Source organism: Clostridium sp. CS001 (assembly GCF_020443565.1).
Lineage (GTDB): Bacteria > Bacillota > Clostridia > Clostridiales > Clostridiaceae > Clostridium_AD.
Genome location: NZ_JAIZZN010000025.1, coordinates 18,681 through 36,978, shown reverse-complemented (window position 1 = coordinate 36,978; position 18,298 = coordinate 18,681). Strand labels below are relative to the sequence as shown.

The 18,298-nt window shown below is 32.3% G+C and carries 16 protein-coding genes; 10 read left to right on the top strand and 6 right to left on the bottom strand.

Features of this window, described 5'->3' with window-relative positions; translation table 11 throughout:
• Positions 1–15: 15 nt before the first annotated feature.
• Entirely contained in the window at positions 16–849 is an 834-nt protein-coding gene (locus tag LGK97_RS15025; protein WP_226260565.1) for a PHP domain-containing protein, read from the bottom strand.
• A 226-nt stretch (positions 850–1,075) separates the two neighbouring features.
• Between LGK97_RS15025 and LGK97_RS15020 the strand changes: the two genes are divergently transcribed.
• The 6 genes from LGK97_RS15020 (at position 1,076) to folK (ending at position 6,138) form a co-directional block, all read left to right on the top strand.
• The gene (locus LGK97_RS15020; protein ID WP_226260564.1) at positions 1,076–1,669 is read left to right on the top strand and encodes an anthranilate synthase component II; all 594 of its coding nucleotides are present in this window, start codon (positions 1,076–1,078) and stop codon (positions 1,667–1,669) included.
• Positions 1,670–1,679: 10 nt separating this feature from the next.
• The gene (pabB, locus tag LGK97_RS15015) at positions 1,680–3,071 is read left to right on the top strand and encodes an aminodeoxychorismate synthase component I (RefSeq protein WP_226260563.1); all 1,392 of its coding nucleotides are present in this window, start codon (positions 1,680–1,682) and stop codon (positions 3,069–3,071) included.
• Positions 3,068–3,820 carry an aminotransferase class IV gene (locus LGK97_RS15010; RefSeq protein WP_226260562.1) on the top strand — a complete coding sequence of 251 codons (753 nt, stop codon included), beginning with the start codon at positions 3,068–3,070 and terminating at the stop codon, positions 3,818–3,820. The genes pabB and LGK97_RS15010 overlap by 4 nt, the downstream gene beginning before the upstream one ends.
• 70 nt (positions 3,821–3,890) lie before the next feature.
• A complete protein-coding gene (locus tag LGK97_RS15005) occupies positions 3,891–4,397 on the top strand; it encodes an HD domain-containing protein (protein ID WP_226260561.1) in 507 nt (168 codons plus the stop codon).
• Between the two features lie 82 nt (positions 4,398–4,479).
• On the top strand, positions 4,480–5,286 hold the full coding sequence (gene folP / locus LGK97_RS15000; protein WP_226260560.1) for a dihydropteroate synthase: 807 nt from the start codon (positions 4,480–4,482) through the stop codon (positions 5,284–5,286).
• 33 nt (positions 5,287–5,319) lie between these two features.
• Complete coding sequence (folK, locus tag LGK97_RS14995) at positions 5,320–6,138, top strand: 2-amino-4-hydroxy-6-hydroxymethyldihydropteridine diphosphokinase (RefSeq protein ID WP_226260559.1); 819 nt, start codon at positions 5,320–5,322, stop codon at positions 6,136–6,138.
• Positions 6,139–6,210: 72 nt separating this feature from the next.
• Here the strand turns inward: folK and LGK97_RS14990 are convergent, their stop codons facing one another.
• From LGK97_RS14990 to LGK97_RS14975, 4 genes are all read right to left on the bottom strand, one after another.
• Positions 6,211–7,263, bottom strand: a complete 1,053-nt coding sequence (locus LGK97_RS14990; RefSeq protein ID WP_226260558.1) for a flavodoxin family protein — start codon at positions 7,261–7,263, stop codon at positions 6,211–6,213.
• Between the two features lie 31 nt (positions 7,264–7,294).
• Complete coding sequence (locus tag LGK97_RS14985) at positions 7,295–8,542, bottom strand: lactate/malate family dehydrogenase (protein ID WP_226260557.1); 1,248 nt, start codon at positions 8,540–8,542, stop codon at positions 7,295–7,297.
• 95 nt (positions 8,543–8,637) lie between these two features.
• On the bottom strand, positions 8,638–13,488 hold the full coding sequence (locus LGK97_RS14980; RefSeq protein ID WP_226260556.1) for a cytidyltransferase: 4,851 nt from the start codon (positions 13,486–13,488) through the stop codon (positions 8,638–8,640).
• A 150-nt stretch (positions 13,489–13,638) separates the two neighbouring features.
• Positions 13,639–14,124, bottom strand: a complete 486-nt coding sequence (locus tag LGK97_RS14975) for a DUF4883 family protein (protein WP_226260555.1) — start codon at positions 14,122–14,124, stop codon at positions 13,639–13,641.
• Positions 14,125–14,275: 151 nt separating this feature from the next.
• Here LGK97_RS14975 and LGK97_RS14970 point away from each other — a divergent pair, with 151 nt between their 5' ends.
• From LGK97_RS14970 to LGK97_RS14955, 4 genes are all read left to right on the top strand, one after another.
• Positions 14,276–15,226: an acyl-CoA dehydratase activase-related protein gene (locus LGK97_RS14970; protein ID WP_226260554.1), complete on the top strand. Its 951-nt coding sequence runs from the start codon at positions 14,276–14,278 to the stop codon at positions 15,224–15,226.
• The gene (locus tag LGK97_RS14965; protein ID WP_226260553.1) at positions 15,168–16,265 is read left to right on the top strand and encodes an acyl-CoA dehydratase activase-related protein; all 1,098 of its coding nucleotides are present in this window, start codon (positions 15,168–15,170) and stop codon (positions 16,263–16,265) included. Before LGK97_RS14970 ends, LGK97_RS14965 begins: the two co-directional genes overlap by 59 nt.
• A complete protein-coding gene (locus tag LGK97_RS14960) occupies positions 16,246–17,202 on the top strand; it encodes an acyl-CoA dehydratase activase (protein ID WP_226260552.1) in 957 nt (318 codons plus the stop codon). The genes LGK97_RS14965 and LGK97_RS14960 overlap by 20 nt, the downstream gene beginning before the upstream one ends.
• Positions 17,203–17,353: 151 nt before the next feature.
• Positions 17,354–17,860: a DedA family protein gene (locus LGK97_RS14955; protein WP_226260551.1), complete on the top strand. Its 507-nt coding sequence runs from the start codon at positions 17,354–17,356 to the stop codon at positions 17,858–17,860.
• Positions 17,861–18,013: 153 nt separating this feature from the next.
• Here the strand turns inward: LGK97_RS14955 and LGK97_RS14950 are convergent, their stop codons facing one another.
• Positions 18,014–18,199 (bottom strand): hypothetical protein, encoded by a 186-nt coding sequence (locus LGK97_RS14950; protein WP_226260550.1) that lies wholly within the window; start codon positions 18,197–18,199, stop codon positions 18,014–18,016.
• Positions 18,200–18,298 lie beyond the last annotated feature (99 nt).

Sequence of the window (18,298 nt, the reverse complement as noted above, 5' to 3'; positions counted from 1 at the left end):
TGTAAACATCCCCTTTTATAATTCTAATGCATTTACAAAGGCCTCTAGTTCGGTGCCACGTAGTAAAACTGAACCAATGTTGCCATGACTTGTATCCGAAGATGTAATTCCATGGAAATCAGAACCAGCAGTAATTAACATATTGTATTCTCTAGCCTTTGCTTTTAGAAAGATTTTTTGTTTTTTTGTGTTTTGTGGATAAATTGCCTCAATACCATCAAAGTCAAAACTCAGCATTTCATCTATGGAAGAATTTTTGATAAGCACGGGGTGTGCAAGAACAACTATTGCATTTAGCTCCTTTAACATTTTTATTCCATCAGCAGTTAAAATTTTTGTGGTTTCTACATATGCAGGGCTATCATTTGAAAGTAAGTTATCAAATATATATTTCCAATCATATCTATAACCAGCATTTATTATAGCTTTAGCTATATGAGGTCTTGCTATTACACCTTTAGCCTCATCTAAAATGTTTTCATAATCTAATTTTATTTTAAAGAATGTGTCTAGGTTCTCTACTATTTTTTTAGCTCTTGTTATTCTGTAGTTATCCACATCACTTAAAAAGCTTTGAAAAGCTTCGTTTTTATATTTATCATCTCTAAAATATCCTAAAATATGAATGCTTTCATTATTGTGAACGGTTGAAAGCTCTATACCTGGTATTACTCTTATATTTTTATTTAAACCTTCTCTAATGCCTTCTTCAACATTTATAGTTGTATCATGATCTGTTATTGCTATAATATCTAAACCGCTTATAGAAGCAGTGTAAATTAATTCCTTAGGACTTAGTTTTCCATCAGATGCATTTGTATGAAGATGGAAATCACCTTTGTTGTACATATAATCACCTCAAATATTTGACTTGCCACTTGTTTTATTTTATATATTATCATTTTACATAATAATGCTGAATATTTAAAGGGGTTTTTAATAAATAATAATTATTATTTACAATATAAACTGCGCAAATTGTACTCTTAATGATTTTATGTAAACTATTTGATATAATGGTATTAGAGTAGGTTACCCCTGATAATATATAATTATAAGAGAATAGGAGACATTTATGTTTTTAATGATAGACAATTATGATTCATTTGTTTACAACCTAGTTAGATACTTTGAAGAATTAGGTGAGGAAATATTAGTATATAGAAACGATAGGATTTCATTGGAGGACATTGCTACAATTAAACCAGAAGGAATAATTATTTCGCCAGGTCCAAAATCACCAGAACATGCAGGAATTTGTATGGAAATAGTAGAGAGCTTTAAGGGAAGTATACCTATTTTGGGAATATGCTTAGGGCATCAGATTATTGGTAAGGTCTTTGGTGGCAAGATTATTCAAGGTGATGAGCCGGTGCATGGAAAAGTATTTGAAGTTGAGCATAGCGGAAAATATATATTTAAGAACATTGTAAGCCCAATGAAGGTTACAAGATACCATTCCTTGGTGATAGAGCGAGAATCTTTGCCAGAGGCATTAGAGGTAACCAGTGAGACTGGGGACGGAGTTATAATGGGAATAAGGCACAAGGATTATCATATTGAAGGTGTACAATTTCACCCTGAAGCAGAACTTACGGAGTATGGACACTTGATTCTTAAAAAATTTATTGATGAAGTTAGAGTTGAAAATAGTTTTATTGAAAACTAAGGAGAGAAAGATGAAGCTGATAATTGAAAAGATAGAAACTGAATTGGATGGTTTTGATATATATTCTTTATTTAAAGACGACTTAAATACCATATTATTAGATAGTGCTAGGGACAATGAAACTTTAGGAAGATATTCTTTTATAGGTGTTAACTGCTTTTTAACCTTTAAAAGCAAAGGCGGTAGGTGTTATAAGGGTGAAGAAGTCTATATAGGGGATAGCTTCTATGAGTTAAATAAAATTATAAAAGAATATTCTGTAGAAAATAATACTGACCTACCCTTTGTAGCGGGCGGTATAGGATACTTTTCTTACGATATTGCTAGGGAAATTGAAAAGCTACCTAATATAGCTGAGGAGGATATAGATATACCTCACTGTTATTATAATTTTTATGATAATATTATTATTTTAGATAATCGTGAAAAGATTGTATATATTTCTGCACTAGGAATACTTAAATCTCAAAAGGACAGTATATATGATATTGCACAGCGTATAAAAAGTGGAAATAAAACTGTATACGCAGAGGTAGGAGGCATAACTAATAAATTTCATTCAGGCTTTGGAAAGAATAGTTATATGGATACTATATCAAAAGTAAGGGCTTATATAAAAAGTGGAGATATATATATTACCAATTTAACTCAAAGGTTTACTTGTACCATTAATAGAGGTGCCTACGAAATATACAAAGATTTAAGGCATATAAATCCAGCTCCTTTTGCTGCACTTATGAATTTTGAGGGATTTAATATAGTATGCTCATCACCAGAAAGGTTTTTGAGTATTAAAAACAAAGTGGTGGAAACTAGACCCATAAAAGGTACCATGCCAAGGGGTGTTAATGCAGCGGAGGACCTTAAAAATAAGAATATATTAATGAGTAGTGAAAAAGATAAAGCCGAGCTTCTTATGGTAGTGGATTTGGAGCGAAATGATTTAAGCAAAGTATGTAAGCCTAGCTCAGTTAAGGTAACAGAGCTTTTTAAGCTAGAGGAGTATAGTACAGTCTTTCATTTAGTATCTACAATAGTAGGCGAATTAAAAGATTCGGTAAGTCCATTAGAATGCGTAAAAGCTTGTTTTCCTGGAGGATCAATAACAGGAACACCTAAAATACGTTCTATGGAGATTATTGAGGAATTAGAGCCAGTGCGTCGAAATATATATACTGGGTCCTTAGGTTATTTGGGCTTCGATGGTAATGTAGATTTAAATATAATTATAAGGACAATTTTAATAAAGGATAACAAAGCTTATTTTGGTGTTGGTGGAGGAATAACTTGGGATTCTAATGAAGAATTTGAGTATGACGAAACTTTGGATAAAGCGAAGGCACTGATGCGTGCGCTTAGTGCCACCCACGTGGCAAGTGGCACTAGAGGGGATATTCTATGATAGAGGAAAAGATATCCTTAGATAGTGGGTTCTTCTTTGGAAAAGGGGCATTTGAGACTATATTAGTTAAAGAAAAACCAGTGTTCCTTGAGGAACATATAAAAAGGTTAAATAGTGGACTAGGCACATTAGGGATAAATAAAACAATTACAGAAGAAGAAGTTTATACTGAAATTGAAAATCTCCATTGTAGAAACTGTGTGCTGAAAATTATGGTGTCAGAAAAGAACACTATATTTACCACAAGAGAAGTGACCTATAAACCTAGTGATTATGAGCAAGGGTTTTCCATAGGTCTTAGTGAAGTTCGGCGAAATGCTCATGCAAATTTAACGTATGTTAAGTCTTTTAATTATGTAGAAAATATAATTGAACGGGATAAAATAATAAGTAGAGGGCATAATGAAGCACTATTTTTAAACACAGAGGGGTTTATAAGTGAGGGAGCTGTAAGTAATATATTTTTTATAGAAAATGGAGTTATTTTTACACCTAAAGTTAAATGTGGGTTGTTGCCAGGTATTATACGAGAGTTTGTTTTGCGTAGTTCATTGGATATGGGATTTAAAATACAAGAAGGCGAGTTTACTTTAGACAGATTAATGGAAGCTCAGGGTGTTTTTATAACTAATAGTATTATGGGCATAATGAAGGTGGTCAAAATTGAAGATAAAGTTATTAATGAGAATAGCGTTGTATCTGAAATAAAAGGGTATTATGATAGATATGTAGAAAGTTATAAAGGATAGGTTACAGGATAGTAAGCCAGAATAATGACTTTTTATGTAATCTAATGAGGGTTAGTATTAGTCTAGAGGGGTGGAAATCATAGATAATAATTTAATAAATGATAAAATCAATATTATTATAGAAAATAATAACTTCCAGAATAATTTAAAGAAGATAGAAGGGCTTGAAAAAGATAGAGTGTTTTGCAAGCATGATATACAGCACTTTTTAGATGTGGCAAGGCTTATGTACATAGTGAATTTAGAAGATGGATTAAATATACCCAAACATATGATTTATGCAACAGCACTACTACATGATATAGGTCGAGGAGAAGAGTATGAAAATGGAACCCCTCACGAGATTGCATCTGTGATAATTGCTAAAAATATATTAGTGCAGTGTAAATATGATACTAAAGAAATAGATGAGATTCTAGAGGCTATAGGAAGCCATAGAAATAATAGTGAAGAATTAAATAGTTTAAGTCATTTACTATATAAGTGCGACAAGCTTTCAAGAAATTGTCTTAGCTGCAGGGCTAGTGATAATTGTAAATGGCCAGTAGAGAAGAAAAACTTGAAGATAACATACTGAAAATACAGTTGATAATCGACAGTTACTAGGATTTTATGCTTTGGCAGAAAATTGATGAATAATTTTTTTGGGAGGGGAGTTTATGAAGATAGGAAGCATAGATTTTGAAATAGGTAAAAGAACTTACATAATGGGGATTTTAAATGTTACCCCGGATTCCTTTTCTGATGGGGGGAAATTTAATGATATTGATATGGCAATAAATCGTGCAAAAGCAATGGTTGCTGAAGGCGCAGACATTATTGATATTGGTGGTGAATCCACAAGACCAGGACATTGCTCTGTAAGCATGGAAGAAGAAATTAAAAGAGTGGTTCCTATTATAGATGCTTTGAGCAAGGAAATAAAGGTGCCAATTTCTGTGGATACATATAAAGGTAGAGTTGCAGAACTTGCCGTAAAAGCAGGGGCAGCTATGATTAATGATGTGTGGGGGTTTAAGCAGGATAAATATATTGCAGAGGTTGCAGCTAAATATAATGTACCTTGTTGTTTAATGCACAATAGAGATAATAAAAATTATAATAACCTAATTGTAGATATATTAAAGGATTTAGAAGAAAGTATTACTATTGCGTTAAAGGCAGGAGTTAAGAGAGAAAACATTATTATAGATCCAGGCATAGGGTTCGCAAAAAGCCAAGAGGATAATTTAAAAACTATGAATAATCTAGAAAAGCTAAGTAGCTTAGGATATCCTGTGCTACTTGGAACCTCTAGAAAATCTATGGTGGGATTTGCACTAGACTTACCAGTGGAAGAAAGGCTGGAGGGAACCCTGGCAACTACTGCTATAGGGATAGTTAATGGCTGTGAGTTTATAAGGGTTCATGATATAAAAGAGAATAAAAGGGTTTGTAGCATGACAGATGCAATATGTAGAAGTTAGGAAAATACCCTTATGTGTAAAGGAGATAACACTATGGATAAAATGTATATAAAAGACTTAGAAGTTTATGCTCATCATGGCGTGTTTAAAGCGGAGAAAACCTTAGGACAAAGATTTTTAATTTCCATAGAGCTTTTTCTTTCTTTGAGAGACGCAGGCAGTACTGATGACTTAACTAAGACTGTTCATTATGGTGAGCTTTGCCACTTGGTTGAGGATGAGTTTAAGAAAGAAAGCTATGATCTCATAGAGAAAGCTACAGAAAAGATAGCAGAGTTTATACTTTTAAAATATGATTTAGTTCAAAGAGTTAAGGTTAAAGTGAAGAAACCTTGGGCCCCTATTGGCAGGCCACTAGAATATGCAGCAGTAGAAATTGATAGAAGCTGGCATACTGCATATATTGGTGTAGGTGGAAACATGGGGGACAAGGAGAAGAATATGAAGGAAGCCTTTGAGCTTATGAACCATTCAACTCATACTAAGATAATAAAAACTTCAAAGTTTTATGAAACCAAGCCAGTAGGATATATAGAACAAGAAGATTTTTTAAATTGTGCTATTGAAGTAAAGACATTGTTAAATCCATTGGAGCTTGTAAGATTCCTTTTATCTATAGAAAAGGAATTAAAACGAGAAAGAATTATAAGATGGGGACCAAGAACAGTAGATTTAGATGTGTTATTGTATGATAATCTTATTAGTTCTCTAGAAGAGATAATAGTACCTCATCCAAGAATGCAAGAGAGAATGTTTGTATTAGAGCCACTTTGTGATATAGCACCCTATGTTATGCATCCAATTTTGAATAAACGTATAATTGAAATTAAGGCATCATTAGAAGGTAATTAGCACATTTGAGTTGTTAATATTTAAGCATCGCAGATGATGATTTAATGATGAATAAAAGGAAATGAAAGCACGTTAGGCTTTTATTTCCTTTATTATATTTTTTGCAAAACCTTCAGCAATTTCATCAATGTGAGGAATATTAAAAATATCACCAGGATCATTAGCAATAGCCATTATAGAAAAGTATGGTGGCAATCTAAAGCCTTTATTTATATTTAAAGCTCCTATCAATTGCTTGGTAATAGAATCACTTGCAGAATTACCGGATACCACTACTGCAAAAATGCTTTTATCATAAAAATCAATATGTCTATATAACACTGTTAGTCTATTGATTACAGCTGTTAAATTTGCAGCTATAGCATCATTATAGTTAGGGCATAACCATATTACTGCATCAGATTCTTCAATAGAGGGAAGTACATCATGGACCATAATTCCTCCATAAAAGCATTTGTTTTCATTACCAAAGTGAATGCACGATTTATAGGAGCAGCCGTTGCAATCTAAAACTTCTCCATTTTCTATTTGTAGTTCTTTAATATCGTAACCAGAAAGATGATTTGAGGTCATGTGCCATAAATCCAAAGTATTAGAAGTTTTATGCGGACTTGAGTATAGCACTAATATTTTTGGGTTATTCACCATAGTAGGGTTATATTCTAATAATCTTTTACTTAGCCTAGAACACATTTCTAAACAAATTTCTTCCACTGACAAATTTAAAATCTTTTGCCAAGTAAGAAAATTTCTAAGGGTTGATGTGGCTTCTACTATACTATGGCCTATGAAACAGCAGCCTAAGTTGTTTGCAAGGTATATAATGTCTTGACTGGTGCGTTTTGTACCGTGCTCAGTATTACTATGGATAAGTACTGCGCCAACAGAGCCTAAAAGGCAAGTAGTACCTTTCTCATATAGTTTTGAAAAAAATTCAAGCATTGTAATGTCACAGTCTATATCTGTGTTTTCACAGGCAAAGAATATTTTCTTGTCTTGAAGATTAGGAATGTTATTAGAATCTTGAATTAGAGTATAATTAGTGAAATCAGTAACCTTTTTAACCATTTCTAGTAGCAGGGGAGAAATATTTTTGTTTGGCATTATTACAAATAAATCCTTCATAAAAGCCCCCTTTTATAGTTATCTTAGCAAATTATATTAAATTGCTAAGATAGTTATAGGTTGAATTTAGTTTGCTTAATAGTACTTCATTTAGGGATAAGGTTTCAAGCTCAATGCCAGTAGGTAAAAGTCTGTTTTTAGAGCCCATAAAAGTACCACCAATAAAGGTAGCACTATAATGCCACTTGGAGTTAATGGTGGCAAGTAGCGACAAGCTACCAGAAGAAAGAGCCGGAGCAATATAGGGCTTAAAACCTGTAGAACGAACTTCAAGGTTTGCATCCTTAGTGCTAAGAGTCAAAGCGTCTGAAAGCTCTTCATTATAGTTTAAAATACTATCGGCTATTATTAGGCCCTCTCCATGTGGTCCAAAAGCTCTACCCTCATGGATATAATGTTTTGTAGCATCTTGTTGCTGGGAATAATAGCAAGCTCTAGCATTCATAACCCCTAGCCCATAACCTCTGATTTGTTCTGGAGATAGGCCCATAAAGTCCATAGTTCCATCACTAGCTTTATTACTTTCAATAAAAGCTGCCCTGCAAAGTAAATCAACTGGATCTGATACTACAGCAAATATACCTTTAAAGTTATTATTTCGTGCAAGTCTAGCGTAGTGACTTATAATTTTAGCATTGCCCTCAAACTGTACTAAGCGCACATCAGTGGACTCATTGCCAACCTCTGGAACACCCACAGATACGCAAAATACAAACATATCACAGTCAAAGACACTTTCCTCATTTAAACACACTATATCTATAGAACCTTCATTCATATCTGGTGAAAGTATCTGACTAAGCTCATATTTGTAGCGTTCCATTCGATTTGTATCTCTATCATATAGTCCTAAGCTATGAATCTTTTCAACACCTAAAAGTTTTAAGCCTGTAAGCAAGGTTCCACCAACATCTCCAAGACCCACCACATTTACTCTCCATTTATCAGGTTCATTGTGGGTCAATACCTCTTGCCACTTAGGATAGAGAGTATTCAAAGACGTGACGCGATTACAAGTTATTGCATCTTTTATCCACTGTGGTGGGTTAACACTAGAAGTTGTAGGCGTTACAAGTAAATTTACGGTTTCCTTCTCTATGAATAAAAAGTTTTCATGGGAAACAGAAAAACTCCTTCTTCCCCGTTCTGGGTTAAGTTTATTAAGGGCAAAAATTATGCCCTTGTATTTTTCTGCTTCACTTTCAGATAGACTTTTTAGATTAGGATACTCTTCCTTTGATATTAATAATTTTTCACTCTTCATATAGTAATAAAACATTTTAAGAAACCCCTTTATAATTATTTCTGAATATACCCTACTAGCTTAAGGAAAGTATATATTCATGAATTTGTAGTAATATATACTTTTCTCGTTTATGAAAGGTTATCTAATCTACGTAGCAGTTGCAAATCATTTTCTAGGTAGTGGGAAGGAGAGATATTTAAGTCGTACTTTATATCAAGACCAATATCAGGGCAGCGTGGAACAGTAAACACTTCTCCCAAGGAAGCTAAAGTTAAATTACGAGTATATAAAATATGGTATTCATTTTCTAAAATCTTTAAAAGCTCTATAGAGTTTTCAATACACACTTTTGATAATGCATAAAGACTACTTTGTGAGGCATTTCTTATAAATGCTGGGTAGGTATATGGAAGTATTAAATTAATAGAAGGAAGTAAGTTTCTTTTAGGATAAAGGCCTCTCCAAAGCGCATCTCCACCAATGAAGGGATATAGTGTATTCTCATTAAACCAAGTTTTAAGTCTAGGTATAAAGTAAGCACTATCAACATCCCTGTTTTGCATGTCCATAAGGTCTTTTCCACGTCCAGATAATATACCGACTATAATCTTTTTAACATTTACTGACTCCTCTTTTAAGAGTGGGTCCAAAGCCTTCATTCTATAGCCTTTATGAAGTATATTATCCACTAGTATTACAGGTTTATTAAAGGATTTAATCATTTTAATTTGATGTTTAAGGCTTAAGTAATAAGGTAACTGCGCAATATTAAACTTCTTAACGTCAGGGCTGAAAAACTTTTCGATATACAATGATTTAGTAACTGTATTTGGAACGATATATCTATCGAGAATATCGCCATAAGGTACACACATATTATCGCCCTTTTGTTTATTGATATTTGCTTTAGTCGGAACATTATTTTCACTGCAAACCATTTTTATCATTTTCTGATGAAGAACATCACTATTAAAGGACAGTACTAATTCACCTGGATAAACATTAACAAGTACCTGCTGCAATAGCTTTCTTGTACTGGAAATGACTTGTTTTACTCGTAAGCTACTTCTAAAGGGCTCTTTAAGAACATTTTCTATATCTAAATTTAATATACAAGGATTACTCATATCTACAACAAGGGACGTTAAGCTAGTATCAGTAGTATCAACTTTTTTAAAACCATGTAGATATAGAAGCTCAATTAAAGAGGAGGCGTATAAATCTTGTAGGATTGGATTGAAAATTGCATACTCATAGTCTTTAGATACTGCATAAGCTAAAGATTCTGTAATAAGTATTTGCTCAATAATCCCATTCTTTTCCCTATTATTAATATACATTAAATCTATAAGAATAATTCTACCTGAAGCATTTTCACGAACATATTTTGATAATTTATCATCCCTTAATTCGTTGTATAGAATATTTGAACGAATCCAGTGCATTGCTGTAAAACCCAGAATTTCATGAGTTTGGGTATTTTTAACTATTACAAGTTTAGGGGCAGTTTTTGTTGAGAGCTCAGTTAAAACCTTAAAGGCTAGCTCTTTATTATCACAGCAATTAGAAATTCTTTTTATTAAAATCTCAGTGATTTCTTCGGCAAACTCAATATCTATATGAGAGGAGGCTAAAGAAAGCTTTTCTAGTGGTTCTCTTTGATAAAATCCATTTTCATAAATATACTGCTGAACTAACGGATCAATTAAGCTTGAAATATCCCGATTATCATCAATATAAGTTCTTATTTGACTAGAGCTAATATTCGCATAGCTAGAAGGGAGATGTATTAATTTAATTTCCCCAAGAATAGCTTTTATAGCTTCATCTAAGTGTTTATTTTTCCCACGCTCAAAAATTATATGCGGAAAATTATGTATAGAGCATTCGGTAATAGGATTTTTATAGCAAGAAGCATTTAATATAACATCGCTACCTGCAACAAAGTAAACCTCAGATTCTTTGAAGTTATCCTTTAATACTTTCAAATCCTCAGGGTTAGAAATATTTGTTGGGAAATCCTCAGGATAAATAAAAATACTTAATTCATCAGCTATAGACATACTCAGCAAGTTCTTACGAAGCAAGTTTGGTAGGGTTTTCTTTGACCAAGAAAACTCATCCACAGACAAATAAACTTCAAAGCCCATATTTCTTATGGATTTTGCAATGTTCTTATGACTTAGTGAAAAAGGATCAAAGGTTCCTGGGAAAAAAGCAGTTTTTGAAGGGACAGGTATATTAATTTCACCTTCAAAAAAGGTATAATCTGATATAAATCTATATATATGATTCAGTGCAGCAGAATTTGTAAGGAAAAGTAATTGTTCTGTTTTATCATCTGTAATAAGAGTAAGGATTTTTTTTGAAGCTAATTTAAATATAACATTCTTCTCTTCCAGAGACAGGAGTTTAGAACCAAAGATATCTTTTCCAAAGGTGCTTACAGCGGCCTGTTTAACCTTTGTTTTGTAATCACCAAGGCCATTTAAAAGTATTCCAAGTACATTAAGTAAGCGGCTATCATAAGATTGTAATTTTTCATTAAATCTATTTTTATACTTGGGGTAGTTTGCCAGACACAAACCCATAGTCTTCAAAATAAGTGGTTTTACATTTTCATTTGCTATTTTAATTTTAATTTTTAAATCCTCAATAATTTCATCTAATTCTTTAGGTTGTAACCAGAGAAGTATTTCACCTAGGTATGGAGGAATATACTCAGTAAACCTATGGCCCTCTATTTCTAGCGCGCGAAGAAGTTCCACAGCAACTTCGTTTCTCTCAGGCAATGTTAAAAATGGCATAAGCTTAAGTATTGCAATACCTGCTCTGTTACGAACGGTCTCTACAGCACTTACTTTAAGCAAGTTACAAAAATGAATGGCTGTGTGAAGGCCTGTTGTGGGGGCTTTATTTATAGTGTAATTAAGTAATAAATCAATTTGGTTTTTCTTTTTTACCCAATCTGTTGCTGTTTTTAAATTACTTAAGAATATGTCCGGTATTTTTGCATAATCCTCTTCACAAAAGTTTTGAAAAATAGGAATAGAAGTTTTTAGATTAAGCAGAGTGAAAATTCTAAGTTTAAGTAGGTTTTCTATAGGTATTTTACTTTTAGTATAGTAACTGTCATATTGTCCTGTTAAGTTTTCCCTTAAATAATTGTCCTTTGGAAGTTTGATTATTAAGTCATTAATAACTTCTAAAGCTGAAAGTCTTAAAATACTGCTTCTTTTATTTGTCATGGAAATTATATAGTTAAACAATATGATTAAGTTATTGTCAAATGGGTCTAGGGGAATATACTTTGCAGTTTCTAATAGAAACAGTTGAGTTTCTGTATTGCCAAAGTATGTAGAATCATAATATTTAATCATAAGGTTTCTGTAGGAAATAAGCATACTTTTTCTACAATTTTTAAACAAGGAATTCACCATAATTCTAGCGCTGTAACCCATCCAACTTCTATGATTTGGAATTATTTTGTGACTTGGATAAAGTAGTAGGTCTAAATATTCCTTAAATAAATCTAAGCTTAGAACATTAGAACTTTGTATACTTACATTCTTTGGGATTTCCTTGTTGTAATCTTCATCAAACATAGCTATAAGAACTCCAATGAGTTCAGCACAATGGCGCCTTATATCGTCCTCAGGATGAGTTAGATTGTCGTAGAGAAACTTAATTGTTTGAAGCTTTTGCTTTTGAGTTAAATATGTAGAATATTCTTCAAATACTCTTATATATTCTCTTAAGTTTTTCCAATGCTTTTCACTTCTAGCCTGTTCTAATATCTCATCCAACGAGAATTCATCACGGATAGTATACATTAAGTTAATATTATGATTTATAGAAATATATTTAAGGTTTTGAACTATTTCATTTCCTTGCATTAATGAGTAAATAGGAGCTTTATGAATTTTTGGATTTTCATCTTCACTAAGCGTCGTGTTAATGCCAATACTAATTAAATAATCTTCAAAGTCTTTAAGTTTAGCATACACTCTTTTATATCTCTTTTCTTTCTTTTCATCAACGTTTTCTAACTTATCAAGTATAACCTTAAAGGAGTCGGCTAAGGAAAATATGTTCATGGTGGAGCCTTTGCTAGTTTCTAGATTTTTAACTCTAAAGTCGGAATATATTAGCACTAAAGATTCTAGAGAAAGGTTTTCAAGTTCTAAATCCCAGGTAGAATGATTTATTGCAATATTCCTAATGTAGTTTATGTTATGTTTTTTGAACCACTGATCTGTGTAATAATAATGTAGATGAGGAACTCTTTTAAGTTCTTCTCCGATGCAACCATATTTTCCAACATCGTGTCCGGCAGCAGCTCCCGAAACTCTACCTAAATCTATTTGAATTTGCTTATCCTTTAATTGTCTTGCAATATGTAGTGAAAGATAATGCACTCCACAGACATGATCTAGAGTATTATATTTAAAAACTTCACCATTTAGCTTCATCATTTCATAAATGTAATCTTTTTTGAAAGCTTTAATAAACTTTACATATTCATCATCACTTTCTAAGCTTGCTATTTCCTCTTGTCGCAAAAAACTTATGGCATATTTGCTTTGCCAAGTGGTATCATTAGATTTTTTTTGAAAACTACATACAATTCTAAGAACTCTTAAGTAGAGTTCACAGGCAGATACTAGATTTTCATCAAGGCTTATTGTTATTGCCTCAGGAAAGGATTTGTAGAGCGTGTAATTGTATAAGTAACTGAGTGGGCCCTTGGGTAAGTTATCTTTGCATAGCTTAGCCATGGCATATTCACAAATTAAAAGAGTACGTGTACATGTAAAGTCTGTGCATTCAATCATAGTTCTTAGATTTTCAATATAAGAAGAGCTGGATAAAAAATCTTCAATAAGAGTTCTTGGAATATCATAGGTTTTTAAAAATTTGGGGTTTAATAATTTTCTAGATATTTTTTGATCAATCTCTTTAAAATCTAAAGCTTGCATGTACTACCTCCTTGTGATTCTTTGAAGCTTATAACAATTGATAATTGGTATAAGTCTTACATAATCTATATTAAAAATTATATACTTTTAATATGATTATTTATAGGGGATAATGTAATTTTGGTAGAAAAAAGGCAAATATCTAATACCCTATTTAGGTATTAGATATTTGCATAGACCATAAAGATTATAGGCTTTGTACATTTTAGTTGTGTCAATGTAATCCATCCTATAGGAACCATCCCAAGGGCATATGGAAATAATATTTTCATTATATATATTTATTATATATTTGTTTTCACTAAAGGTTAAAAATATCTTATATAATGGTTTATCTGCTAAGTTTTCTGGCTTTTCTATAAAACTATCATTGTTTAATGAATTAAAAAACTCAGTGAATGTAGATAAATCCTCTTTAGAAAAATCTTTCTTTTTGTAAAAATTCATATAAAGGGTATAAAGTTCCTTGGGGTTTTCTAGAGATAAATCCTTCATTAACAAGTTGGTGTAATAATAATTGTTTGGTTTAACTTTTTTTAAAAATTTTGTATCGAGATTATAATTACAACCGAAGAGGGTTAATGAAAAAAAGAGAAATATTGAAACTAAAATATATTTTTTTATATTAGTACCCAAATAATCACATCCTTTTAATTTGACACCAGCCTATGTAAATAAAATATGTTAATTAATACTTTTTTATTACACAGAAGGTGTAAAAGGAATATTTTTCAGTCTAATAGTTCAGAATAGAAGGTGTGCGTATAAGGAAAACAAGGAGGAAATTATGAGAGTTGGTGTTCCCAAAGGCTTATTATATTATAAATACCATCCTTTTATTGAAAGGTTTTTAATTGAACTAGGCGTAGAAGTTATTACTTCTACAGATACAAATAAAAACATTTTAGACAAAGGGGTTAAATACTGTGTAGATGAGGCTTGTCTGCCTATGAAGATATTTCATGGACATATAGTAGACATAAAAGATAAATGTGACTTATTAATAATACCTAGAATTATGAGATTAAGGCAGCGAGAATTTATATGCCCTAAGTTTTGTGGGCTTCCAGAAATGGTGCTTTATAGCATACCAGACATGCCCAAAGTAATGATAGAACCTATATATGCTACTAATGAAGAGGAATTATATGATTGGTGCAAGAAGCTGGGAAAGATGATTACAAGAAATAACAGTAAGATAAGAAGTGCATTTAAGAAAGCATTAGAAGAGCAGAAGAATTTTAAATTTGGAATTAAAGATGAAGGCTTTAAAAAGAATATTGCTTTAGTAGGGCATCCATATAATATTTACGACAATTTTATAAATATGAATATAGTAGAGAAATTAAATAAACTAGGGGTAGGAGTTATAACAGAAGAATATATAACGAAAGAACAAATTCAATTAGAAGTAAAAAGCCTTTTCAAAAGGCCCTTTTGGACTTTTGCTGCAAATGCCTATGGATTTACAACCAGTATAGCGAAAAACAAGGAAGTAGATGGAGCAATATATATATCTTCTTTTGCTTGTGGAATAGATTCTGTAGTAATTGAACTAATTGAAGAAAAAATTGAGGATTTTCCATTTCTAGTTCTAAAAGTTGATGAACATACAGGTGAAGGCGGTATAGATACAAGGATTGAGGCTTTCATTGATATGATTGAAAGGAAAAAGAATAATGAAGATAACATTTCCACATTTAGGCAACACATATCTTGCAGCAAAAGCATTATTTGATGGGCTTGGAATAGAATGCATAATTCCACCCTTTAATAGTTACGAGGCATTAGAGCTGGGTTCGAAGTTTTCACCAGAAGAAATGTGCCTGCCTTATAAAATTATGATGGGCAATTACCTCCAAAGTATAGACATGGGAGCAGATACCATAATTATAGTCGGAAGTTGTGGGCCCTGTAGATTTGGTGAATACTGTGAATTACAAATGAATGCACTAAAAAAGATAGGGCACAATTTAGAGTTTATTGTAATGGATAGTCCTTTTGATATAGGGAAACAGGAGTTTTTAAATCGATTATACAAAATTTCAAAAAATAGTACAAAAAGTAAGACTCAAAAGATAAGAGCGTTAAAGGTATCATATGATGTAATTGAGTTAATAGAAAAGATTGAAAGTAAGGCGCATTATTTAACGGGTTTTGAAGTAAACAAAGGAGAATTCAAGAAACTTTTAATGGAATGTAAGAAGGAGGCAGCAAAAGCTATTACGCCAGCACATATGGTGGATATCTTAAAGAAATATAAAAGTAAAATCAAAGAAGTTCCAATAAATAAATATAAGACCCCTATAAAAATTGCAATTATCGGTGAAATTTATACTGTAATCGAACCTTTTTCTAATCTTTACATAGAAGATAAACTTATGGATTATGGTGTTACCACCCAAAGAATGCTTACCCCTAGTTGGTGGGTTAGAGATGCTGCACTTAGCTGTTTAAAGCTTAACTCAATTGATATACGGATAGCTTCTAGAGAATACCTTCCACATTATATTGGAGGGCACGCTAGGGAATGTATAGGTGAGGTGCTACTTGCAGAAAAAAATAATTTCCATGGAGCAATACAAATATTCCCTATGGGATGTATGCCAGAAATTGTATCAAAGGCCATTTTGCCTGCAATTTCAAATGATAAGGATTTCCCTATAATGACTTTGGTAGTAGATGAGATGACTGGAGAAGCAGGATATATTACCAGGATAGAAGCATTTGTAGATTTGCTGGAAAGGAGAAAAAACAATGTATCATATGGGAGTTGATGTAGGATCTGTAAGCACTAACATTGTGTTATTAGATAATACTTTAAGGGTTATTGAAAATTTATATTTAAGGACAAAAGGTAAACCAATAAAGGCAATTCAATATGGGCTCAAAACCCTAAATGAAAAGTACGATACTAAGCAAATAAGTTCAGTAGGAACTACGGGTAGTGGAAGACATATGGCTTCTTTTTTAATGGGAGCCGACATAGTAAAAAATGAAATTACTGCTCATGCAGTGGCAGCACTGGAGGTTGACAAGGATGTAAGTACTATATTAGAAATTGGAGGTCAGGATTCAAAGATAATACTATTGAAAAATGGTATAGTCACAGATTTCGCAATGAATACGGTATGTGCAGCAGGAACTGGATCCTTCCTTGATAGGCAAGCAGAGAGGCTGGAGATACCTATTGAAAATTTTGGAGATTATGCATTGAAATCAAAAGCGCCTGTAAGAATTGCTGGCAGATGTGCTGTTTTTGCAGAATCTGATATGATACATAAGCAGCAGCTTGGATACAATGAAGAGGATATAATAGGTGGGCTTTGTGAAGCAATGGTAAGAAATTATCTTAGTAATGTAGGAAAAGGAAAAGAAATCCGCTCAAAAGTGTTTTTTCAAGGTGGAGTTGCAGCCAATAAAGGCATTAAAGCAGCTTTCGAAAAAGCATTAGGAATTGAGGTTTACGTTCCAGATAACTACGACGTAATGGGGGCCATAGGAGCAGCAATACTTGGGAAAGAGCAGCGCTCAAAAAAGAGCAACACAAACTTTAAGGGTTTTCAAGTGGCTAAAAGCAATGTTGCAGCTAGAAACATTGAGTGCAATGGCTGCGGTAACAATTGTGAAGTCATTGCAATAAAAGACGGAGAAAAGACTGTAGGCTGCTTTGGAGACAGGTGCGGCAAATGGAGTAGCAAAATGATTATATAACAATACATAAATCCCATAAGTATTTTAATTATATAGCTAACCCTGTATCAAAGAAATGTGATATGATTGTTTATAGATTTGAGGATTTAAAAGTAAAATAAAAGTTAAATCTAAGGAATTTTTATAAATAATATGAATGGGATGTGAAGGGTTGCATCATTTAATAGGATTAATTAATCATTATGGATATATAATTTTGTTTACTGCTATGGCACTTAAGTTAATTGCAATTCCTTTCCCGGCTGAGTTAGTAATGACATATTGTGGTTTTCTTGTTTACCAATCTAAAATGAACTGGATTATAAGTATCCTTGTAGCAACTGCTGGAGTAATAGTAGGAATTACCATAACCTACTTTATTGGCAATAAAGTAGGTGCAAGATTCTTTGAAAAATATGGTTCATATATTCATCTTGGACCGGATAAAATGGAGAAAACATCAAAATGGTTTGAGTCATCTGGTAATAAATTATTGATTGTAGCATATTTTATTCCTGGAATTTGCCACATTGCAGGGTATTTTTCAGGTATCACGAAAATTTCTTTTAGAAAATTTGCGGTAAATGCATATTTAGGTGCCTTTATCTGGACGGCTATTTTTATTTCAATAGGTATAATCCTTGGACCTAATTGGGGAAGATTTCATAAATTACACTAGTGATAAGGATAATTCAACAAATTAATTTGCGCAGCACAAGAGCTTTATAATTAAACAGCTTTTTGTTTTATAAGAAAATTGAACAACAGTTAATGAAGCTCTGAGGTAATATCAGGGTTTTGTTATTTTGAACATTTTTACAACTAATATCATTCAACCTATCTGCGGAATCTTTTTCTCCTGCATTTCTATATAAGTACAGTTCATATCATTACCACTATCATGTGGACTAATAATTTCATTTTTGCTTAGTACGCCGATATGATTATAGCTTATATTATTGCAGTATATAACCCTATTGTTAATCTCTACCTTTATTACACCTTCTAGCTTATACATTCTAATCTCCCCCAAACTATATAATAAGTGTCATAAAACGAACATGTGTTCTAAATTCATTATAAATGAATTTAGTAAAATTTTCAATAATTAAATTTA